Annotated in this window: 19 protein-coding genes and 2 pseudogenes; 12 read left to right on the top strand and 9 right to left on the bottom strand. The window is 65.7% G+C overall.

Features of this window, described 5'->3' with window-relative positions:
• Positions 1-411, bottom strand: a pseudogene (locus tag K3M35_RS24450) (hypothetical protein); the annotation flags it as partial.
• A 698-nt stretch (positions 412-1,109) separates the two neighbouring features.
• Here K3M35_RS24450 and K3M35_RS24445 point away from each other — a divergent pair.
• Positions 1,110-1,364, top strand: a complete 255-nt coding sequence (locus K3M35_RS24445) for a hypothetical protein (protein ID WP_220667137.1) — start codon at positions 1,110-1,112, stop codon at positions 1,362-1,364.
• A 49-nt stretch (positions 1,365-1,413) separates the two neighbouring features.
• Complete coding sequence (locus K3M35_RS24440; RefSeq protein WP_006552097.1) at positions 1,414-2,214, top strand: HAD-IIA family hydrolase; 801 nt, start codon at positions 1,414-1,416, stop codon at positions 2,212-2,214.
• 50 nt (positions 2,215-2,264) lie between these two features.
• On the opposite strand, the gene K3M35_RS24435 is transcribed toward K3M35_RS24440, so the two are convergent.
• On the bottom strand, positions 2,265-2,951 hold the full coding sequence (locus tag K3M35_RS24435) for a ZIP family metal transporter (RefSeq protein ID WP_039958072.1): 687 nt from the start codon (positions 2,949-2,951) through the stop codon (positions 2,265-2,267).
• A gap of 270 nt (positions 2,952-3,221) precedes the next feature.
• On the opposite strand from K3M35_RS24435, the gene K3M35_RS24430 reads away from it, so the two are divergent.
• Positions 3,222-3,980 (top strand): DUF6544 family protein, encoded by a 759-nt coding sequence (locus tag K3M35_RS24430; protein ID WP_259444431.1) that lies wholly within the window; start codon positions 3,222-3,224, stop codon positions 3,978-3,980.
• A gap of 34 nt (positions 3,981-4,014) precedes the next feature.
• Here K3M35_RS24430 and K3M35_RS24425 read toward each other — a convergent pair whose 3' ends face one another.
• Positions 4,015-4,437, bottom strand: a complete 423-nt coding sequence (locus K3M35_RS24425; RefSeq protein ID WP_371850702.1) for a hypothetical protein — start codon at positions 4,435-4,437, stop codon at positions 4,015-4,017.
• 167 nt (positions 4,438-4,604) lie between these two features.
• Positions 4,605-5,285 carry a phosphatase PAP2 family protein gene (locus tag K3M35_RS24420; protein ID WP_252172687.1) on the bottom strand — a complete coding sequence of 227 codons (681 nt, stop codon included), beginning with the start codon at positions 5,283-5,285 and terminating at the stop codon, positions 4,605-4,607.
• Between the two features lie 159 nt (positions 5,286-5,444).
• Between K3M35_RS24420 and K3M35_RS24415 the strand changes: the two genes are divergently transcribed.
• Positions 5,445-5,864, top strand: coding sequence for a glutaredoxin domain-containing protein (locus K3M35_RS24415; RefSeq protein WP_006552091.1), 420 nt, complete (start codon positions 5,445-5,447; stop codon positions 5,862-5,864).
• Positions 5,865-5,933: 69 nt separating this feature from the next.
• Here the strand turns inward: K3M35_RS24415 and K3M35_RS24410 are convergent, their stop codons facing one another.
• A complete protein-coding gene (locus K3M35_RS24410; protein WP_019289453.1) occupies positions 5,934-6,206 on the bottom strand; it encodes a GlsB/YeaQ/YmgE family stress response membrane protein in 273 nt (90 codons plus the stop codon).
• A 193-nt stretch (positions 6,207-6,399) separates the two neighbouring features.
• On the opposite strand from K3M35_RS24410, the gene K3M35_RS24405 reads away from it, so the two are divergent.
• From K3M35_RS24405 to K3M35_RS24395, 3 genes are all read left to right on the top strand, one after another.
• Positions 6,400-7,101 (top strand): SIMPL domain-containing protein, encoded by a 702-nt coding sequence (locus tag K3M35_RS24405; protein ID WP_033098183.1) that lies wholly within the window; start codon positions 6,400-6,402, stop codon positions 7,099-7,101.
• A 208-nt stretch (positions 7,102-7,309) separates the two neighbouring features.
• The gene (locus K3M35_RS24400; protein ID WP_024100981.1) at positions 7,310-8,080 is read left to right on the top strand and encodes a helix-turn-helix domain-containing protein; all 771 of its coding nucleotides are present in this window, start codon (positions 7,310-7,312) and stop codon (positions 8,078-8,080) included.
• 115 nt (positions 8,081-8,195) lie between these two features.
• Complete coding sequence (locus tag K3M35_RS24395; RefSeq protein WP_217636628.1) at positions 8,196-8,651, top strand: hypothetical protein; 456 nt, start codon at positions 8,196-8,198, stop codon at positions 8,649-8,651.
• Positions 8,652-8,717: 66 nt separating this feature from the next.
• Here the strand turns inward: K3M35_RS24395 and K3M35_RS24390 are convergent.
• Positions 8,718-9,487, bottom strand: a pseudogene (locus K3M35_RS24390) (Nramp family divalent metal transporter); the annotation flags it as partial.
• Positions 9,488-9,597: 110 nt separating this feature from the next.
• Positions 9,598-9,729 carry a hypothetical protein gene (locus K3M35_RS26455; protein ID WP_259444430.1) on the bottom strand — a complete coding sequence of 44 codons (132 nt, stop codon included), beginning with the start codon at positions 9,727-9,729 and terminating at the stop codon, positions 9,598-9,600.
• A gap of 353 nt (positions 9,730-10,082) precedes the next feature.
• Here K3M35_RS26455 and K3M35_RS24380 point away from each other — a divergent pair, with 353 nt between their 5' ends.
• Positions 10,083-11,567, top strand: a complete 1,485-nt coding sequence (locus K3M35_RS24380) for an adenylate/guanylate cyclase domain-containing protein (protein WP_217579780.1) — start codon at positions 10,083-10,085, stop codon at positions 11,565-11,567.
• Between the two features lie 24 nt (positions 11,568-11,591).
• Positions 11,592-12,875 (top strand): competence/damage-inducible protein A, encoded by a 1,284-nt coding sequence (locus tag K3M35_RS24375; RefSeq protein WP_220667136.1) that lies wholly within the window; start codon positions 11,592-11,594, stop codon positions 12,873-12,875.
• A gap of 28 nt (positions 12,876-12,903) precedes the next feature.
• Here the strand turns inward: K3M35_RS24375 and K3M35_RS24370 are convergent, their stop codons facing one another.
• The gene (locus tag K3M35_RS24370; protein WP_232512278.1) at positions 12,904-13,551 is read right to left on the bottom strand and encodes a pyridoxamine 5'-phosphate oxidase family protein; all 648 of its coding nucleotides are present in this window, start codon (positions 13,549-13,551) and stop codon (positions 12,904-12,906) included.
• A 129-nt stretch (positions 13,552-13,680) separates the two neighbouring features.
• Here K3M35_RS24370 and K3M35_RS24365 point away from each other — a divergent pair, with 129 nt between their 5' ends.
• The 3 genes from K3M35_RS24365 to K3M35_RS24355 all read left to right on the top strand — a co-directional run bounded on the left by K3M35_RS24365 (position 13,681) and on the right by K3M35_RS24355 (position 16,158).
• Positions 13,681-14,364 carry a TetR/AcrR family transcriptional regulator gene (locus tag K3M35_RS24365; protein WP_064061010.1) on the top strand — a complete coding sequence of 228 codons (684 nt, stop codon included), beginning with the start codon at positions 13,681-13,683 and terminating at the stop codon, positions 14,362-14,364.
• On the top strand, positions 14,361-15,260 hold the full coding sequence (locus K3M35_RS24360) for an alpha/beta fold hydrolase (RefSeq protein ID WP_064061009.1): 900 nt from the start codon (positions 14,361-14,363) through the stop codon (positions 15,258-15,260). The genes K3M35_RS24365 and K3M35_RS24360 overlap by 4 nt, the downstream gene beginning before the upstream one ends.
• A gap of 139 nt (positions 15,261-15,399) precedes the next feature.
• A complete protein-coding gene (locus tag K3M35_RS24355; protein WP_220667135.1) occupies positions 15,400-16,158 on the top strand; it encodes a cutinase family protein in 759 nt (252 codons plus the stop codon).
• 249 nt (positions 16,159-16,407) lie between these two features.
• Here K3M35_RS24355 and K3M35_RS24350 read toward each other — a convergent pair whose 3' ends face one another.
• Positions 16,408-17,889, bottom strand: coding sequence for a glyceraldehyde-3-phosphate dehydrogenase (locus tag K3M35_RS24350; RefSeq protein WP_039587315.1), 1,482 nt, complete (start codon positions 17,887-17,889; stop codon positions 16,408-16,410).
• Between the last annotated feature and the right edge of the window lie 682 nt (positions 17,890-18,571).

The raw sequence follows: 18,571 nt of genomic DNA, 5'->3' as shown, positions 1-18,571 counted from the left end.
CGACAAGCCCGCCGACAGTGTCACCGAGGGCACCGAGGAGGTGACACCGGCCTTGACCGCCTGATCCACCGACGAGGAATCACGCGACGACGTCGTACACCACCTCACGGGACTTGACCCGGATCGGAGGTCGCTGCTGTAGACCACGCTCGTGACCCCGGCAGCGTCGATGCAGGGACCACCGGCGTCGCGTTGGATCCGACCGAGTTCCCGGGACAACGACGAGGTCGCTCCGTGGGATTCGAATGTGTCCTTGCCGATGAGGACGATGTCGGCGCACTCGACCCCCGCAATCGTGGCGGCCGCAGCCGCGGTCACTGCGCGCAGCGATTCGCCGAGATCCTGCCGTCCGCTCGGCGGTCTTCGTAGATCCCCAAGGGCCTTGATCAAGATCTCGATCGATTCGGCCATGTTGGGAAGCCTCTTCCGCCTGTTTCACGATGCCGCGTGTCAAGGCGAGAAAGTGGCGGGCAAGATGCCCGTACCACCCACGCTAACCGCGATTGCCGGCACGGGAGTGTGAAGAGCACCCTCTGGGCGTTCGGCGGACGCCTCAGGAATGGGGTGGCCGACCGTGGGTCGGAGGTCAGAGGGTGTGGCCGAGGATGTGGGTAAGGGCGATCAGAGCGGCGAACCAGATGAGAGTTCCGCCGAGTGTGGCGAAGTCTGTGTACATGAGTGGTCTCGATCGTACGCCGGTTGAAGCATCAACGAAGATGTCCGCGGTCACAGTCCGTCACGCACGCGTTCGGCTTCCGCACGCTTGTCCCCACCGGGAATAGATAGCCATCGGGTCGCGTTGTGCTGGGCGGATCGGGTGCGTATTCGTGTCCCTCGGGCTCAACCCTTTGCCTTCACGGAAGTTCCGTTCGACTGGAGCCGTGTTGCGCCTTTCGCCGAGAGGCGACCGAACGCACCCGATCCCTTCACATTTCGTAACGCGAGTCGGCGCACTCCGCCACGCGAGCCTTCGCCACCGGATGCGCTTCCCGCACGGATGTGGCCGACCCGCCCCGGCGACCGAATACCACCGGGTTCGGCCACCGCTCCACCGGGTACCTCCGGAAGACACCGACAGGTTCGAAAGAACAGCAAGTGCAGGAGGACATGTGCCCACCAACTTGACCGCCACCGACCTTCGAGAACTCCTCGATTCGACGCTCGATGACCCCGCACTCGTTCTGAAGGAGGGACGCTTCCGCGTGGTCGGAGGTCAGGAGCTCACGGATGAGAACCGAGCGTTCCTCGTGGTCACCAGGGAAGACCTCCGCAAGCAGCTACCGCGGGATCGGGACCACGACGAGAGCGACCTGGAGCTACAGGCGGGCGTGCTCGGCTCGACCGTCGCGAACCTCGGCGGGTGATCGCCTTGTATCGGCTGCCGACCGGAACAGTAGGTGACACACTCGGAGAATGAGCGAAGAACCCACATCCGCGCCGGTCTGGAACTACCTGATGGACATGGATGGTGTTCTCGTGCACGAGGATCACCTGATCCCCGGTGCCGACGCGTTCCTGACCGAGCTCCGCGACACCGGTACGCCGTTCATGGTGCTCACCAACAATTCCATCCGCACACCCCGAGATCTGCGGGCGCGCCTGCTGCGCTCCGGCCTCGACGTGCCCGAGAAATCGATCTGGACCTCCGCGCTGGCGACGGCGACGTTCCTCGCCAATCAACGTCCCGGTGGCAGCGCTTACGTGGTGGGTGAATCCGGATTGACCACCGCGCTGCACGACATCGGCTACGTCCTCACGGACAGCGACCCGGACTACGTCGTCCTCGGTGAGACACGCACGTATTCCTTCGAGGCGATCACCACCGCGATCCGACTGGTCGAACGCGGCGCCCGGTTCATCGCGACCAATCCGGACCCGACCGGCCCGTCACGGGAGGGTTCGCTTCCTGCCACCGGGGCAGTCGCAGCGCTCATCACCCGCGCGACCGGCCGTGAGCCGTATTTCGTGGGCAAACCGAACGCCCTGATGATGCGGTCGGCCCTGCGTGCGATCGGTGCGCACTCCGCACACACGCTGATGATCGGTGATCGCATGGACACCGACATCGTCTGCGGCCTCGAGGCCGGTCTGCAGACACTGCTGGTCCTGACCGGCATTTCAACCCGCGAGTCCGTCGAGCGGTTCCCCTACCGCCCGACCCGCGTCATCAATTCCGTTGCGGATCTCGTTGGGTCAACGGCAAATCCGTTCTGAAGAGTATCGGGGGTCCGAACTTTCGGCCGGATCCGATGAGGGTGGGCTTTTCATGCACCGAGAGCGAAGGCGACCAGGAATCCCAGCGAAGTGCAGATACCGACCCACCATCCGCCTTCTCGATAGGCTTCCGGCATCAACGAGTCGGCGATCACCGCAATGGTGGCGCCTCCAGCGAATGCCTGGATCAGCGGAATTCCCGCTTCCGGCAGAGAATCGGCGAACGCAGTGGCCACCACAACCACCGCCACCAGCAGAACGGCCGTCACGCCCCAGATGAGCAGAGCAGAGCGATGCGACAGAGCCGACCGCATCGACGCCGCACCCGCCACCGCCTCGGGGATGTTGCCAACCGCCACGGCCACCAGCAACACGATTCCACCGCTGCCGGCTGCGAGAGTGGTCCCCAACGCAGCATTCTCCGGAACGCCGTCGAGGAGGGCCCCGAGCATCAGCGCCCAACCCAGGGCTGCAGGGCCGAGCATGTTCTCGATCACGCGATCGGCAACGACATAGACGACGGTTCCCAGCATCAAGGCCCCGCCGGCCGCCCACAACCCCTGGTCGGCGAAGGCCGGGGCGAACAGTTCTGTGGAGACCGCCGCCACCATGGCACCGGCGCCGAAGGCCATCAACCCCGCGAGCACCGGGCGGGGCAGGTTGTAGAGCAGGCCGATCGCAGCTCCGAGGAACAAGGGCACGGCGGTCCCCAGTCCGTACCACAGGGCCGTCAACATCGAACCGAACCCCCGCGTCGGCACCGTCCTCTACTCGTTACGCTCATGTGTACCTCTTCCGTCCCGGCGACCGGGTACCCAGGGACGTCACCGCCGACCGACTCGGCAGGGTCACCTATAACGCGATGATCGACGATTCCGTCGGCAAGGACACGGTGCCCAGGCATAATTTGCTCGAATCAGCGAGTATCGGCCCACCCCATCGATGAAGCACCGAGTCCGAGCGAAGCATCGTGAAGGGCCGAATCGACCGGTGGAGGATTCGTGCGCATGGGCCGTGCACCGATTATTCCGCGCGCCGCTCATCATGTCGGCGCACACTGGCGTGCTCTGTCCGAGATCAGGGGCACCGGTGAGCGGTTCGTCCCGGCCCTGACCGAACCCCTGCCGCCTGCTGCGCGGCGTTGGATCAACCATGCGGTGGCCGAGGGCACGCCGATGGCCGCAGCCGCACGACTCGAGATGTCCGGGCAGATCCGGCTCGGATCCTGGCGACCGTTCACCGCTGTCCAACTCCTCGCCCCGACGTCGGGATTCGTGTGGGCTGCGACCACTCGGATCGGCCCGGTATCAGTGTCGGGGTACGACCGCTTCACCGACGGTTGTGGCGAGATGCGTTGTCGGATAGGGGGAATCATTCCGGTGATGTCCGCGGACGGCCCTGATGTCAGCGACAGCGCGGTCGGCCGCCTGGCCGGGGAGAGCATCTTCGTGCCGACGTCGTTTCCCCTCGCACGGTGGCGCGGCGACGAATTCGTCGCCGCGGCGACCTGGACGGTGGCCGGCCGCAAGGAAACCGTGCGTCTGGATGTCGCCGAGGACGGGGCGTTGTGCGGGGTGCGGATGCTGCGGTGGGGCAACCCCGACAATCACGAGTTCGGCCGGTATCCGTTCATCGTCGCGGTCGAGGCCGAACACCGGTTCGGTGGCATGACCATCGCCTCACGGATCCGCGCGAGCTGGGACACGGGCACCGGCACGGACGGCGAGTTCTTCCGCGCCGAGATCACCTCTGCCGACTTCTTCTGACGGTCCACGAGGCCTGCCGCGTAAACCGACGTCGTCACTGTCTGCCGGGTGTCTGTGTGCGGTCCCGCCGGTCGGCCGTCCACACCGATTGCAGCATGTGCCAGTCGGCGGGATGCGCGGCGATACCGGCGGCGAACCGGTCGGCCAGTAACTGGGTCGTGGCTTCTACGCCGCCTGCGGTATCGATTGGGGCGTCGATGTGGAACCCCCAACCGCCCGGAGTGAACCAGCAGTGCACCGGCAGCAGCGGCGCACCCGTATCGATCGCGAGCTTGGCCGGGCCGGCAGGCATGCAGGCCGGTTCGCCGAAGAAGGTTACCGGCACGCCCGCTCCGGTCAGGTCACGCTCACCGAGGAGTCCGACGAACCGTCCCTCCCGGATCCGGGCGGTCAGCTGTTCGAACGGTAGGTCCGATCCTTCATGCGCATCGAGTACCCCGAACGCGGAGGTCGACAACGATGACGACGCCGGCGACAGGGCTCAACAGCAGCATGAAGCCCACCATGAGCACGACCGCGACAGCTTCGAGGCGGTCGCGCCCCGTCCGACTTGCCAACAAAAATCCGGCTGCCTGCAGATTCGCTCTGCCGACAGCCGGATTCGGTGTGCCGTATCCAGTTCGCCTATCCGATGGGCGGGGCGGCCGGTGCCTCGCGCGACAGGATCGGAAGCCGCGACGCGAACGGCAGAAGCACCACGACGACCAGCGCGACCATCAACACGCCGAGCGCCATGCCCGACAGCACGTCGTGGACGTAGTGCACCCCCACCGTCACCCGGGAGAAGGCGAGCACCGCGGCGAGCGGAGCGACCAGCCAGATCAGACGCGGAGCCGCGAGGACACACGCCGTGGCGAACGACGCCGCGATGACGGAGTGGTTCGACGGCCAGGACCAGTCACCCACCTCGGGGCATTCCAGCACCGTCTCGATCCCGAGTGCGCGACACGGTCGCGGCTCCGTCACCACGAGCTTGACGAGTTCACTCGACAGGTAGGCACCCACGACACCGATACCGCCGACGGCGAGGGTGCCGAAGCTGCGTCGATCGTTCCGCCACAGCCACGCCGCGAGCACACCGGTGAAGGCGACCAGGACGAGCAGCCCCCTGTCGGCGACGAGACCTGCGAGCGGTCCGAGGAAGGACCCCTCGACGGTCTGAGCGACGGACAGATACAGGCGGTCGCGCATCGGTACCGTCGCCGCCGCGAGAAGAGTCAGCACGAGCGCCACCCCTACGGCAGGGATGAACATCGAGCGGACCAACCGCGGGGATACAGGAGGTGAACTCTCGGTGACGACCATGACCGAATACGCTATCGCGCCACCTTGCCCGGCGGCAGACCGGCTGGTCGGGCGGGGTGACGGGGAGCTTCGAGCCTGCGACGCGTCCCGTTCCGAGACGACTGCAGGCCGGCGGACGAAGTGGCTTCTGCCTCCCGCCCGGGCGATAGGCTCGCACGCGTGTGGCGAACCTGGATCCTCTCCGCAGCGATGGTGGCCGTCGCGGCGGTCGTTCTGCTCACTGGCGCATTCGACGTGACCTCGGTGGTGACGGCAGTACTGCTCCTCGTCTTTGCGTGGGTCACCTCTCCCCTGTTCTTCCCCCATCACGTCGACGACGCGACCGCCCGTCGCGACGCCGCAACCCGCGGCGTTCCGGTGGTGTACTGGCGCCCGGGGTGTACGTTCTGCATCCGGTTGCGCGCCACCCTGCGCACTCGCGCGCGTCGCGCGATCTGGGTGAACATCTGGCGGGATCCCGCTGCGGCCGCTCGGGTCCGGGAAGTCAACGGCGGGAACGAGACGGTGCCGACGGTGTTCGTCGGCGACGTGTCGCATACCAATCCCGACCCACGTTGGTTTCGCGATCAACTGGTCTGACGAGCCGACCCCCGACACGAACGAGGTCCCGGATCCGTGTGGATCCGGGACCTCGTTGATGCAGAGCGGTCAGCGGCGCACGCCTCGGCCGGTGACGGCCTTGACGAGGAACAGCAGGATGACCGCGCCGAGGAGGCAGGTCAGGAAGCTGAAGATCAGTCCGCCGCCTTCGACATCCACCCCGAAGACCTTCAGCAGGAAACCACCGATCAAGCCGCCGATGACGCCGACGACGATGTTGAGAAGAATGCCCTGCTGGGCGTCGGTGCCCATGATCTTGCTGCCGATCCAACCGGCGAGACCACCGATGATGATCCAACCGAGGATTCCGAGTCCGAGCATGTGCAGTCCTTTCGTGAACACTGGTTAGTTCGACCCAACTCAGATACCCAGTCGTCCCACCAGTCACACCTCTCACTTCTGACAAGTTCAGAGTGGCACGAATACGACGCCCGGAAGGTCGGATTCGACGGCTCCGACCGTGGCACGTGCCGTCTGCCCGACGGGGACGGCTCGCGCTGGCACACTCGTGCGCATGACCCAGCCTCCCGTCACGATCACCGTCACCGGCCACGCCGAGCGCACCGTCGCACCCAACCGGTGCACGGCGGTGTTGCGGGTGCACGCCGACGGCTCGTCGCGCAAGCAGGCCGCCGAACCGGTGACCGCGGCCGTCGCCACCATCACCGATCTCGTCACCGAACTGCACAAGCGCACCCCGAACCCGGTGAAGCGGTGGACCTTCGATCGGGTACGCCACAGCCGGCGGCGCCCGTTCAACCGCGAAGGCAAGAACCGGCCGTGGGTGTACAACTCGTCGGCGTCGATCACCGTCACCTTCCACGAGTTCGACGCTGTGGGTGCGTTCGTCGAGCAGGTCGCCGAACTCGAGGTGGTCACCGTCGCCGATCTCCAGTGGTGGATCACCCGCAAGGCGCGAAAGAAGCGACTCGCACAGGTCCGCGACCTCGCCGTCCGCGACGCCCTCGACAAGGCGAAGGCGTACACGACGTCATTGGGTCTCGACACCGTTCGTGCGGTGGCCATCGCCGATCCGGGCATGCTCGGCTCCCAGCCCTCACCCGTCCACGCGGGCGGCGCTCCGATGATGCGCACAGCGATGCTGCGCTCGGATGCGATGAGCGCACCCGAGTCCGCCGAACCCGCGCTGGTCTTCGAACCCGACCGCGTCACCCTCACCGCCGACGTCGAGGCGCGGTTCGAAGCGTCCCCCTAGCGTCGGGGAAACCTCGGTGTTCCGGACCCCGCTCAGCGACGTCGAGAACACCGAAACTCGAGCACCCTCCGCTCGATTCCTTGCGCGCCTTGTACAGACGGTGGCACGATGCCAGCACGCCGCCGATCCGCGCGGCCACAATCGAATAAGGCCCGCCAGGAGCTGCAACTCCCGACGGGCCGGATGTCCGACTGAACAGGAGTCGAACGTGGGTCAGAATACCCTGGCCGGCGGGGTGCGTCGTGGACCGCGCCTTGCCGCCAACTTCACCGTCCTCAGCAATGCCGTCATCACCGACGAGCGGCTGTCCTTCCGCGCGCGGGGTGTGCTCGTCTGGTTGCTGTCCAAGCCCGACGACTGGCGCACCCGCGCCGACTCGATCGCGGCGCAGTCGCCCAAAGAAGGTCGCGACGCCATCCGCTCGGCATTGCGCGAGCTCGCCGACCTCGGCTATCTGGTGCGCGAGAAGATCCAGAACGAGCTCGGCCAGTGGATCACCATCCAGACCATCTACGAACGTCCCGTCACCGACCCGGCGCCTGAGAATCCGACCCGCGGCAGCGCGGACATCGGAGACTCAGGCGCTCTTTCAAGTACCGATACACCAAGGACGGAAACCAACCGCACACCGCGCGTCGCGAAGACACCGCTCGGTCCCACGGTGGTTGAGCTTGCGGCAGCCTGCAGGCAGGCCGGACTCACCGCGACCTTCGTCTACCTCAAACCCGATGCGGCAGCGGCGATCGAAGCACTCGTCGCCACACACGGCGTGCCGGCTCTGGTTGCGGCAGCGAAATCCGTGCACAGACCGGGCAATCCGATGCGACTGGCGCACGGATGGTTGCCGTTGTGGCGGTCGCTGTCGACGCCCCGTGTCCTCCACCCGAAGTGCGGCGACTGCGACGAGTACGGGTGGCTTCCCGATGACGAGCAGGGGCGTGCCGTGCGGTGCGGGTGTCGCGCGCCGGCTGCGGCCTGAGATCCGATGCAAAGGCGCTCGGCCGAATTCCGTTGACCGATCGGTTGTCTCATGAGGGGTAGGTAACGTTCTGCGGTAGACAGTCTCGCCGAGCTATCGACGGCGAGGGATGGTGATGGTGTCGGGAACCCGTATCGAAGTGCCCGTCGACGACGGCGTGCTGTCGGGACTCGATTTCGGTGGCCGTGGCCCGGAAGTGCTGTTGGTCCACGGCAGCGGACACAACGCCGTCACTCGTGATCGCCTGGTGTTCATTCGTGCTCAGCAGAATGGCGTAAATTCCATTGCCCCAGCACTTGTCGAGGAGTACTACTGGACGCTGGCGAATTTCGAGATCCTCGAGGAGAAACACGGCGATGGCCACCACGATCGAACGGCCGGACGGCACGAGCATTCACGGTCCGGGCAAGCTGTCTGCGGAGCGCTTGCAGCACGAGCTGGCGTTGCGTCGACGTGCGCAGCGGATACCGGCAAGGCGACGTCACGACGGAAAAGGCGGGCGTCGGCAGCAGCGACGTGCCGCCGCCGGAGCGTGGTAACTCTGCCCAGCATCGTCGAGGCCGCGGCGTGATCGGTCAGCGGCGCGCCGGCGAGGCGAGAGGAGAATCCCGACGACCTCCGGCGACGGCACTCCCCCACTGGCCGATACAACCGGACGAGCAGGGGGCATCAGCACGATCGCCGACAGCGCGGCGATGGCCACCGAGAGGATGCCGCCGAGGGGAAATCCGACCAGAACGTTGAGCCGGGACTTCGCCCGATCCCGCACCGTCCACTTCTCTTCCACCGCCCCGGAGGAGGAGAAGAACACCTCGTACGGAGTCCTCGCCGCACCGAACAACGCGATCGCGTAATACCGATATGCCGCCAGTTTTTCGCTGTCCACCAGGGATGGAGTGAACACCTGGTTCGCGAGCTGCCCCCCAATCCGGGCCGAGAAGGAACACCGCCACCGCGAACATGACCAGGCACAGTCCGACCACCCCGGTGACGTTCTCCATCACCGAGAACTTCACCCGCCAGATCACCAGCCACACCGCCAGGGCGGCTACCGGAATCCACATCTTCGGGTTCACACTGCTCGCCAACTGCAACGCCAGCGCGATACCACCGACCTCGGCGGTCCACGTCGACAGGTTGATCAGAAACGACGCGCTCAGATTCGCCACTGCCATGCGCGGCCCGAGACGTTCGCGAATGATCTCGAAAGTGGCTCGGCCGCTGACCGCAGCGACGCGGCCGGACATCTGCGGAAGACACAGATTCCCAGCACGCCTACCGGCACCACCCAGGCCAGGACAACCCGAAACGCGCGCCCACCACGGCATTGGTGACCAGATCACCGATGTCGAGAAATCCCCCGATCGCGGTGAGGATTCTGAGAGCGACGGCGAAGAGACTTTTCATCCGGCCGCCTCGAGACGGTCTCCGAGATCGAGCAACTCCGTACCTGCACGTCCGAGCTCAGCCGCAACCGCAGTCAGGTCGGTCTGCTCGCCGACTCCGGCAACCATGTCTCATCCCCGGATGATCTGTCCGGTAACCGTGTTCGCCGCCTGCAGGACCTCGGCGCGCAGGGTTCCCTGGCCGGGGGTGTCCACCTCTCGATCCGCGGTTGCCGAGACGGCCTGGTCGACCTCTTCGAGCATGTCCGACAGGGCGGTGTCCGTGGCGGCGGTGGTGTTGTGACCGTCGGCGAAACCTGCAGGCTCAGCTGAGCCGAGACCGCCGCCGAACCGATCTGCTGCGCTGCCCGACCGAAATTGCCTTCCACCCCGCCGCGCATCGAAGCGCACCCTGATGCGAAGACACCCAGGAGCAGCGCTGCAGCGACCACAGAAAGCAGCACACCCCTGCTCCGGCGTCCACCCGTCTCATGCGAGACGCGCCGTGAAGACCACGCTTTCCTCAGCAACCTCACGATAGAGGCCGGTTTCCGTCGCCGGTCGGTTTCGACAGCCGACACTCGCCGCGCTGTCGACCGGCGCCTATCGTTGTTCCCATGGATCCGCCCGTGACGCGGTACATCCAGCGCGACGGCGCCGCACTGGCGTATCAGATCGTGGGTGAGGGGCCACATCCGATCGCGTGGTTCTTCGAAGACATGATGCATCCGGACCTGATGTGGACCGATCCGCACTTCCACTACAACTTCGAACGTTGTGCCCACTTCGCGCGTTCGCTGTTCTTCCAGCGACGCGGATTCGGACTGTCCGATCCCGTCGAGCACGTCCCCACGCTCGAGGAGCAGGCCGACGACGTCGTCGCGGTGCTCGACGACGCCGAGGTCGATCGCGCCACGCTCGTCGGCGCAGCCAGCACCTGCGGGCCCCTTGCCCTGGTAGCCGCTCGGCACCCCGACCGCGTTTCCGGGCTGGTCCTCGCCGAACCCTGGTCCGATACCCTGCTGTCCGACGGTGATCCGCCACCGGGATGGACTGCTGACGAGCGAGACCGGTTCGTCGAGTCGTATCGGGATGCGTACGCATGCTGGGGTCAAGGGAAGCTCACGTCCCTGGCACACCCGACCCTCGATGTCCCACACAATCGACGGATCATGGCGCTGCTCGAACGCTGCTCCGCCACACCGAGAACTGCCCAGAAACATCTCGAGTGGGCTCTCCGCGCGAACTACTCCTTGATTCTGCCGGCAATCCAATGCCCGACGAAGGTGTTGCATCAGCCGGACACTCTGTTCGCTCGAGAGGCCGGCCGCAGGATGGCCGCGCAGATTCCGAACGGCCGCTTCTACGAGCTGCCACCGATCGCCCTCGGCGCAACCCTGGGTGAAGTGCTGATTCCTGTTCTCGACCACGTGGAGGAACTCGTCAGCGGCACGGACCATCCGGTCGAGGCCGATCGGTTCCTGGGCGCGGTTCTGTTCACCGATGTCGTCCGCTCCACCGACCTGCTCGCGGAGGTCGGTGACAACCGGTTCGCGAGGTTGCTGGGCGCGCACGACCGACTCGTGCGTGCGGAGGTCGAGGCCGGCGGAGGCACGCTGGTGGGCATCGCGGGCGATGGGACCCTCAGTGTCTTCGACGGTCCAGTGGCCGCACTGCAGTGCGCGCACCGGATCATCCGATCGACATCGACTCTCGGATTTTCTGTGCGCTCCGGCGTGCATGTCGGGTCGGTGACCCGCGCCGGTCCCGGGTTGACCGGAATGACGGTCCATATCGGAGCGCGGATCGCTGCCTCCTCCGGGCCTGGCGAGGTGCGATGCTCACAGGCGGTGCGCGAGCTTGCGGTCGGCGGAGATTTCGATTTCACCGACCTGGGCAGGCATCGGCTCAAAGGTGTGCCCGGTCAGGTCCAGGTGTTCAGGGCGACGGTCGGGGCCCGTCCTGCACAGCCTGCGCTGCCACCACGCCCGACCGTCTCGGACCGGGCAGTATTGACCATGGCGCGCCGGGCTCCCGGCATGCTTCGTGAGCTCGCCCGCCTCGCAGACCGTCGCAACAAGGCAGTGAGGCGTCCACGATGATCGTCGCCGACTAGGCTCGGCTCCGTGAGCGTGCGTGCAGGAATCATCGTGACCGGGACCGAAGTGCTGACGGGGAGGATCTCCGACCTGAACGGACCGTGGTTGTCCGACCAACTCCTGAAACTCGGCGTCGACGTCGCCCACATCACGATCTGCGGTGACCGGCCCGCCGACCTGACCGCACAGTTACGGTTCCTCACCGAGCAGGGCGTCGATCTCATCGTCACCAGCGGGGGTCTCGGTCCCACCGCCGACGACCTCACCGTCCCCACCGTCGCCGAGTACTGCGATCGCGAACTGCTGCTCGACCCCGAACTCGAAGAACACATCGCAGGTGTCATCCGCCGGTTCCGCCCGGACACCCCCGATCTCGACACCGGACCGACGCGTATCGGGATCCGGAAGCAGGCGCACGTGCCCGCCGGTGCCACCGCCCTGCCGCCCACCGGTACAGCGCCGGGCGTGGTCATCCCCGCGGTCGCCGGCGAACGGCCGGTACCGACCATCGTCATCCTGCCCGGCCCGCCCGGTGAGCTGCAGGCGATGTGGCCGAGCGCGGTCGCCGCCCCCGCGGTCGCCGACGTGTTGGCGCGAGCCGACGACCTGCAGCAGCACACCGTGCGCGCCTACGGATTGCACGAGGCACAACTCGCCGAGACGCTGCGCCGGGCCGAATCAGAGATCGCCGGCCTCGAACGCCTCGAGATCACCACCTGTCTCCGACACGGCGAACTCGACATGGTGACGCGAGTCGCCTCCGGTGACGCGGACATCTACCATCGCCTTCTCGACGTCCTCACCGAACACCATGGACGCGAGATCTTCTCGACCGACGGTTCCACCATCGACGACCAGCTGATCGCCGTCCTCTACGGCCGCACGATCGCGACTGCGGAGTCGTGCACCGGCGGACTCGTCGCCGCGCGGCTCACCGACCGTCCCGGGTCGTCGGCCTATGTCATGGGTGGCGTCGTCTCGTACTCCAACGACGCGAAGTCCGATCTGACCGACGTACCGGCCGAGATGATCGCGGAACACGGGGCGGTGAGCGAGGAGGTCGCCGCAGCCATGGCCGAGGGTGCCCGACGGCGCCTGAAGGTCGACGTCGCGGTCTCCACCACCGGGGTCGCCGGCCCCGACGGGGGAACCGAGGCCAAGCCGGTGGGCACGGTGTGCTTCGGCGTCGCGATCGAGGGACGGCCGACGTACACGGTCACCCGCCGTTTCCCCGGCGACCGCGAACGGGTCCGGACTCTGACCACCACCGCAGCACTGCATCTGGTTGTCGCACAGCTCGGTCGGGATTGAGCCTGCACGCGCGCACCCTCGGCGGTTGTCAGCCCTCGCGTGCCGCCTTCAGCTGAGTCCGAAGAGAATCCACTTCGGCTCGGAGGTCGTTGATCTCGTCGATGTAGGGACGGATCCGGGCGCGGACCGCTTCGTCGGTGTACTGCGGGATCAAGCTCCGAGAGCAGTTCCAGTCGAAGGCCTCGACCTCGATGACGATGCTTCGTTCGCATCGCGCCGAGATTCTCCGCCCGTCGCCGAGATCGCGCAGCCGGTCGAGAAGCTGCGGGTCGTCTTCCGCATCGACCACCCGCGCGGTACCGAAGAGCTTCAACCGTCTCTTCAGCGGAAAGTCCGCGAGGAACAGCGCGACCCTTCCGTTGTCCGCGATGTTCCCGACCGAGACGAATTGTTGATTGCCTCGGTGGTCCGCGAACCCGATCGTCTGCCCACCGAGGTGGTGCAGGAACCCGACGGGTCCGCTGCGGTACTGGACATAGGGCCATCCGCTCGGGGTCACCGTCGCCATATGGAACTGGAAGCTTTCGCGTACGAGAGCGAGTTCCCGGTCGCCCAACGGCTGAGGTCCTCGGTCGGGTTCGTCGAGGTCGGCACCATAGGCAACGATGCTGCCCGCAGCTTCCTGACGCGCGACCGCCTCCGGGCCGAACGCCAGATGGTGATACCTCGAACCCATACCGATCTCCTCGCCGATGTCCGTTATGCCGACAACGAGACAGTGCATCACAATCGACCGTGACCAGAAAGACGCGGGTGTCGACCCTGCAGTTCGCCGACAGCGGCCATCTGGTTTACGATACGGAACGTGTCGTATCTGAATGAGCCGCCTGTGCAACGCGGACGTCCACGCGACGCCGAACTCGAGCGTCGGATCACCACCACCGTTCTCGAACTACTGGCCGAACAAGGCTACGAGGGCGTGACATTCGAGGCGGTCGCTCGACGTTGCCAGGCGTCGAAGGCAACGCTGTATCGACGATGGCCGTCCAAGCGCGACATGGTGCTCGCAGCAGTGAAGGACGCCCCTGCGCATCCCTCGGCAGTCCCACTCCGGCGCGGCGACACACTCCGCGACGACCTGCTGATGCTTGCGCAACGCCTCAGCCTCACCATGTCCGCAACCGACAGCAACGCCGCCTTCATGCTGCTCCACGCGGGACTCGAAGACCCGGAGTTGTGCGACGCCATCGAGGAGACCGTCGGCCCGACAGGCGCACGTCTCCCCCAGGCGGTCCTCGACGATGCCGTTGCACGAGGCGAACTCCCTTCGGACGCTCAATCATTCGCATACGAGGAGGTCGTGGGAACCGTCCTGCTCCTGCGACGAGCGAACGGTCTCACCGTCGACGACACCTACCTCGAAGCCCTCGTCGACACCGTCATCATTCCCGCGCTCACCGCGTCCGCCGGCCGAACGGACCTGCCCGCCGGGATCTTCTCCGGCCACCCCGAAACCTCCACCACGACTACGACTACGGAGACCCCGTGACCCGCTGCACCATCGAGGACTTCACCTACCGCACGATCACCGGGGACGGCGGCGTGAAGCTCAACGTCGCCGTCTGCGGGCAAGGTCCGGCCGTCGTCCTGCTGCACGGTTTCCCGCAGACCCACTACATGTGGCGCCACGTCGCCCACACACTCGCTGACGACCACACCGTGATCGTCCCCGACCTGCGCGGCTACGGCGCCAGCGACCAACCCCCGGCCGACAATCCCGAGTCGTATTCCAAGCGCACCATGGCGAACGACATCGTCGCGGTCGCCCGCGAGATCGGTTTCGACCACGTCGGGCTCGTCGGTCACGACCGCGGTGCGCTCGTCGCCGTCCGTGCGGGACTCGACCACCCCGACGCCGTCGACTACCTCGGCATCCTCGACGTCCTTCCCACGATGGACACCTGGGCCGTACTTCAGGGCGTGAACGCCAAGGTTGCCTGGCACCTCTACCTCATGGCCCAGCCCGCAGGGATGCCCGAGAAGATGATCGCCGCTGTCGCCCCGGAATTTTTCGGCTCGTTCCTCGATGCGTGGGACCCCACCGGAACCACCTTCACGCCCGAGGAGCGCGATCACTACGTCACCAGCTCGATCAACTCTGTCGACTCGATCGTGGCCGACTACCGCGCCACCGCCGGCATCGATCTCGACATGGACCTCGCCGACCGCGAACGCGGGGCTCGGCTCACCATGCCCGTCGCGGTCATCTCCCAGGACTGGGGCTCGCAACTGGGCTTCGACGCCTCGGCCCTCTGGCAGGCGTGGGCACCCGATCTCACCTACCAGGGCACCACCAGCGGCCACTTCATGGCCGAAGAGAACCCCGACGAGATCGCCGGCTTCATCACCGAGCTGGCCGCCCGCATCCCGGCCGACCAGCCCTGACGGACATGCCACCGGAGTCACCGGTCGGGGGTGACCACGATCACCGAAAAGCACGCATCCTTAACATGACGAACAAACGGGACATCGATATCATCGACCTCAGTTATTGTCTGTCGGGGGCACACGAGGAGAATCGCGCATGTCCCGGATCGATCGCAGACGCACACGCACCGTCGGCCTGCTCGCCGCAGGTCTGCTCACCGCAGGTCTGAGCGTCGCGGGTCCGGTCGGTTCCGCGTCCGCTGACCCGGTCCGCAGCTGCCCTGAACGGTACGTCCTCGCCGTCGACGGAACCCGCGGCTTCGAAACCCGCGACTCGATCGACCCGGCATCCCCCTTGGCGAAGATCTCCGCTCGGTTCGAGTCTCCCGGCACCGTGGTCGAACACATCCGCTACCCCGCAGTGGTTGTGCCGTTGCCCGGGGCCGGCTCGCACGACGATTTCGACGGCATCGACGACGACGGCACCATCGCCTACGACAGGTCGAAGCAGATCGGGCATCAGCGACTCCGCCAGACCATCACCGTCCGACACAGCACCTGCCCCGACTCGGACCTGTTGGTGCTCGGCTACTCGCAGGGCGCCTCGATCGCGGGCGATGTTCTCGCCGAGATCGCAGCCGACGGGTCCGTTCCCCCCGAACGGATCTCGGGCGTCCTCTATTCCGACCCCCGCGACGACCGCGGCGTCGAGACCCTGTTCCCGGGTCCCGTCGCTCCCGGCGTGACGCTCGGCGGCGGCCGGAACGACTTCGGTGAGATCCACGTCGAACGAGTCTGTATCGAAGGCGACGCGATCTGCGACGGTCGCACACCCGAGGACGGCAAGGACTGGCTCCGCGAGAACGTGACGGGGTACTTCCAGCTACACACGAAGTACCCCGACTACCAGCCCTGACCGAGTCGGGCCGGAGAGTTCGCCGACCGCGCGGTGTGCATCAGTTCCAGAGTGACGAACTCGGGGGAGGTTGTGTGCGTGTTCTTCGCCGGAACCGCACACAACCTCCCCCCGAGTTTCGACGGCCGCTACTCCTCCTCGACGCCACCAATGGCCCAACGCAAAAGGGAACCCATCCTCAGGTAAGGATGGGTTCCCTCGTCGGCGAGTCCCTAGCGGACTGTCGTTACTGCAGTCTGCGCAGGACTGTTATGCCTGTGCAGCGGTAGGTTCCTCGACGTGCTCCACGGGGCCGGCTTCCGTGATGGGATAGACGGGGTATTCCACACCCGACAGGTACTGGACCGTTCGCACCACCTGGCACGAGTAACCGAACTCGTTGTCGTACCAGACGTAGAGGATGGCGGTGTCGCCATCCACGATCGCTGCATTGGCGTCGATGATGCACGCCGCGCGCGAGCCGATGAAGTCGCTCGACACTGCGTCGGTGGCCGAGGTGTAGTCGAGGTTGCGGCGCAGCGCACCGGTGAGCGACTCCTGGTGCAGGTGCTCGAGCACCTCTTCCTTGGTGGTCTCACGAGTCAGCTGAAGGTGAAGGATCGCGACGGACACATCCGGCGTAGGAACGCGGATCGAGTTGCCGGTGATCTTCGCCTTCAGATCGGGAAGCGCCTTCGCGACCGCAGAAGCGGCGCCGGTCTCGGTGAGCACCAGGTTGAACGGCGCGGAACGTCCGCGACGGTCGGCCTTGTGGTAGTTGTCCAGCAGGTTCTGGTCGTTTGTGAACGAGTGCACCGTCTCGACGTGACCACGCACCACACCGAATTTGTCGTCCATGGTCTTCAGCGGCGGAACGATGGCATTGGTGGTGCAGGACGCGCACGACACGATCGTCTCGTCCGGGTCGAGGTCGCGGTGGTTGACACCGTGCACGATGTTCGGGAGATCACCCTTACCCGGTGCGGTGAGCACCACCTTGGCGATACCGGGGCGGAGATGCTTCGACAGACCGTCGCGGTCGCGCCAGATTCCGGTGTTGTCGACCAGGATGGCCTTGTCGATGCCGTACTCGGTGTAGTCGACGCTTTCCGGATCGTTGCTGTAGATGAACTTGATGACATTGCCGTTGGCGACCAAGGCGTTGTTCTCGGTGTCGACCTTGATCGTGCCGTTGAACTGTCCGTGGACGGAGTCGCGACGCAGCAGAGAGGCACGCTTGGTCAGGTCGTCGTCACCTCCCTTACGGACCACCACAGCACGCAGGTTCAGCCCATTGCCCGAGCCTGCCTTCTCGATGAGCAGACGGGCGACGAGCCGGCCGATTCGCCCGAACCCGTACAGGACCACGTCCTGCGGTTTCGCGGGGCTCGTCTGCGCGCCGCCGACCAGATCCGCGAGGCTCTCAGCGACGAAATCCGGGATGGATCGTCCGGCACCCTGGGCCTGATAATCCGTCACCAGCAGGCCGAGGTCGATCTTCGACGGCTGCAGGTCGAGGTCGGTCAATGCCTGGAGGAACGGGAAGGTTGCCTCGACCGACAGCTCGTCGCCGCGGATCTGACGCGCGAAACGGTGCGTCCGCAGAATACCGATCACCGACTTGTTCACGAGGGAGCGGCTGTGAAGCAAGATCGTGACCGAATGCCGGCGGTGCAGACCGCCGATGATCGGGATCATTGCTTCCGCAATAGCCTCTTGCGAGTTCCACTGTGCCAATTCCGGGGTGCTCACTGCGCTCCTCTGCCTTTCCGGCTCGTCTGACACGTCGCAGGCTGTTGGGTGCAGCCCAGACGAGACGCACGTCACTCGCCGGTCGGTGTCCGGATCGGTGGAACCGTACGCGACCGACGCCGATTACGGCGTGCGTACCGCCAAGCATATGAAAGAGCTCTCACGGTTCGACGCCCGGTAGGCGAATCGTGCCCGCGCGTGCGTGAAGCTGATCGTCCCTCCCCGGATAGGAAGGCGTCGTCGACCCTGGAGCTGTAGATGAACCGGCGAGCTGCGTGTGTCGCCAGTCACAACAATTGTGGCGGCATGCCGGATGGTATCAAGAGTCCATCGGCGGGTATTGCGTCATCAATATTCCGGCGCGCAAATGAATCCGGGTCACATCCTATTTCGAAACCTTCGAACCGCCAACAGATCTACTTGTCATTTCACACAACCGGGGCAGAGCCCAGGACTTACTCCGAGCTGCGAAAATCCGCGGCTTGCGCGTTCCGATGCCAAGACCGTGCTGCACGTGGCAAACCCGTGAGAAATGACGAGGCCGAGGAATACTTGCTTAGCCTCAATACCGTTTACTTAGAATGTCACGGCTGTTATTCTCGAGCGCGTGCCACGTGTGGGATGGGTCAAGCCGAACAGTGACCAACGGTTGTCCGATCACATCTCATTAGGGGTGTTGACC

The organism is Rhodococcus sp. DMU2021 (assembly GCF_019641445.1).
Classification (GTDB): domain Bacteria; phylum Actinomycetota; class Actinomycetes; order Mycobacteriales; family Mycobacteriaceae; genus Rhodococcus; species Rhodococcus pyridinivorans.
Note: the sequence above shows the minus strand (reverse complement) of the source record. Positions and strands in the feature narration are given on the sequence as shown.